Annotated in this window: 4 protein-coding genes; 3 read left to right on the top strand and 1 reads right to left on the bottom strand. The window is 66.2% G+C overall.

Going from position 1 to position 2,474, the window contains the following annotated elements; all coding sequences use genetic code 11:
• The first annotated feature begins 34 nt into the window (after window positions 1–34).
• Window positions 35–616, top strand: a complete 582-nt coding sequence (gene tag / locus JOZ00_RS23105; protein ID WP_293348618.1) for a DNA-3-methyladenine glycosylase I — start codon at window positions 35–37, stop codon at window positions 614–616.
• A gap of 176 nt (window positions 617–792) precedes the next feature.
• Window positions 793–966, top strand: a complete 174-nt coding sequence (locus tag JOZ00_RS23100) for a DUF3117 domain-containing protein (protein WP_066995255.1) — start codon at window positions 793–795, stop codon at window positions 964–966.
• Between the two features lie 29 nt (window positions 967–995).
• On the opposite strand, the gene glgA is transcribed toward JOZ00_RS23100, so the two are convergent.
• Window positions 996–2,171: a glycogen synthase gene (gene glgA / locus JOZ00_RS23095; RefSeq protein ID WP_293348608.1), complete on the bottom strand. Its 1,176-nt coding sequence runs from the start codon at window positions 2,169–2,171 to the stop codon at window positions 996–998.
• A 169-nt stretch (window positions 2,172–2,340) separates the two neighbouring features.
• Here glgA and JOZ00_RS23090 point away from each other — a divergent pair.
• Window positions 2,341–2,474, top strand: a 134-nt coding sequence (locus tag JOZ00_RS23090; RefSeq protein WP_293348615.1) for a sugar phosphate nucleotidyltransferase, incomplete at its 3' end; no start/stop codon positions are given.

The raw sequence follows: 2,474 nt of genomic DNA, 5'->3' as shown, positions 1-2,474 counted from the left end.
AACCAGACGGTGGCGAGGATCGTCAGGATTCAATGTGAGTGACGACGGACTTGTGCGTTGCAGCTGGGCGACCGTTCGGCCCGGCCCCGACTTCGACCTGTATCGCGACTACCACGATCAGGAGTGGGGCCGCCAGGTCCGCGACGGCGTGGCCCTGTTCGAGCGGATGAGCCTGGAGGCATTCCAGAGTGGGCTGTCGTGGCTGATCATCCTGCGCAAGCGGGACAACTTCCGGCGCGCGTTCGCCAAGTTCGACGTCGAGCGCATCGCCAGCTACACCGACACCGATGTGCAGCGGCTGATGGCCGACGAGGGCATAGTGCGCAACCGGGCCAAGATCGAGGCCACGATTGCCAATGCGCGCGCCGCCGCTGAGCTGGGAACTCCCGCCGACCTGTCGGAGCTGCTGTGGTCATTCGCCCCGTCGCCGCGGCCCCGGCCGGCCGGCCCCTCCGAAATCCCCTCGGCTACTGCGGAATCGAAGGCCATGGCGCGTGAACTCAAAGGTCGCGGGTTCCGCTTCGTCGGCCCCACCACCGCCTACGCGTTGATGCAGGCGACCGGAATGGTCGACGACCACATCAGTGATTGCTGGGTGCCCGCCCACGCAGTTTGAGGCCCGTTGAGAACCCAGATGCGGGTCTTCGTGCAACCGGTGACCTGGATAGGGAACAATAGGGGGGTGATTTGGCATTTTGATGCCGGGTATGGCTGGAAATTCGCTGGCGGGGCATGCTCGGCGCCGACCAGGTCCGCGCGGGCGGGCCAGCTGGAACCTGGAGGGAGCACTCGATGGCGGCGATGAAGCCCCGGACCGGAGACGGTCCTCTGGAAGCGACGAAGGAGGGGCGCGGCATCGTGATGCGGGTACCACTTGAGGGGGGCGGCCGATTGGTCGTCGAGTTGACGCCCGACGAAGCCGCTGCTCTCGGCGACGAACTCAAGGGAGTCACCAGCTCCACCTAGCGACTGCCGCCCGACAATTGTCGGCGGCGTCAGGCACAAACTTTCCGATAAATTTCCAGGGTCTGCTCAGCGACGCGGGCCCAGGAGAATTCCTCAATGCAGCGCTGGCGTCCCGCCTGGCCGAGCCGCTGCGCCTTCTCCGGGTCTGACACAAGCTCGTTGACCGCCTCAGCCAATCCGGCCTGATATCCGCTCGGGTCGTCGGCGTCGTAATGCACCAGCGTCCCGGTGATCTGATCGGCGACAACCTCGGGTATCCCGCCAACGTCGCTGGCGACCACCGCCGTTCCGCACGCCATCGCCTCCAGGTTCACGATGCCCAGCGGCTCATATATCGATGGGCATACGAAAACACTTGCCGCCGAATAGATTTCGCGCATCTCTCCGATGGGCAGCATCTCCCGGATCCAGAACACCCCCTGGCGCTCGGCGGCCAGGTTGGCCACCGCGGCGGCGATCTCCTCGGCGATCTCCGGGGTGTCCGGGGCACCCGCGCACAGCAACACCTGCACTTCCGGGCTGAACCGGTGCGCGGCCGCCACCAGGTGGGCGAGGCCCTTCTGCCGGGTGATCCGCCCGACGAACACCACGGTGGGCCGACTGGGGTCGACGCCGAGTTCGGTCAGCACAGAGCCGGTTTGCGAGCTGGTCTCGCCGCGACCGGCCGGATACCAGACGTCGGTGTCGACCCCGTTGCGGATGACGTGCACCTGGTTGGGATCCAACGCGGGGTAGACCCGCAGCACGTCCTCGCGCATCGCGGCGCTGACCGCGATGACGGCGTGGGCGCCCAGCATCGCGGTGTGCTCGACCCATGACGAGATCCGGTAGCCGCCGCCGAGCTGTTCTGCCTTCCACGGCCGCAGCGGCTCGAGCGAATGCGCGGTCAAAACGTGGGGGACGTCGTACAGCAACGCGGCCAGATGACCGGCCATGCCGGTGTACCAGGTGTGCGAATGCACCACTGTGGCCGCAAATGCGGCGTTGGCCATCATCAAGTCGGCGGACAACGTCGACATCGCCGCATTGGCGTCCTGCAAACGCGGATCAGGCTGATGCACGATGGCGTTCGGCCGCGGCGCCCCCATGCAATGCACGTCCACCGCACACAATCTGCGCAGTTGGGCGACCAGTTCGGTGACGTGTACTCCGGCTCCGCCGTAGACCTCTGGTGGGTACTCCCGAGTCATCATCGCCACCCGCATACCCGCACCGTAGTTCGACGGCCGCGAGTCTCGCGAGTCGGGCCGGGTAGTCAGTAGGGGTGATAGACACGCGCGCAGAGCCAAATACCTTGACGGACAGCCGCACAGAACGCGGTCAATACGGCATCCCCCCTGGCAGCGCCCCGCAACGGCCGATAGGTTTGAAACCATGAGGGAAGCGCCACACGTGCTGGGCATCGTCCTGGCCGGCGGTGAGGGCAAGCGGTTGTATCCGCTGACCGCGGACAGGGCCAAACCCGCGGTTCCCTTCGGCGGCGCTTACCGGCTGATCGACTTCGTGCT

It is taken from the genome of Mycobacterium sp. (assembly GCF_019243155.1).
Lineage (GTDB): Bacteria > Actinomycetota > Actinomycetes > Mycobacteriales > Mycobacteriaceae > Mycobacterium.
Note: the sequence above shows the minus strand (reverse complement) of the source record. Positions and strands in the feature narration are given on the sequence as shown.

What these genes read in the sequence shown, in the direction of transcription:
- JOZ00_RS23100 (WP_066995255.1), top strand. Translation starts at nt 793, where the DNA reads ATGGCGGCGATGAAGCCCCGGACCGGAGACGGTCCTCTGGAAGCGACG.
- glgA (WP_293348608.1), bottom strand. Translation starts at nt 2,171, where the DNA reads ATGCGGGTGGCGATGATGACTCGGGAGTACCCACCAGAGGTCTACGGC.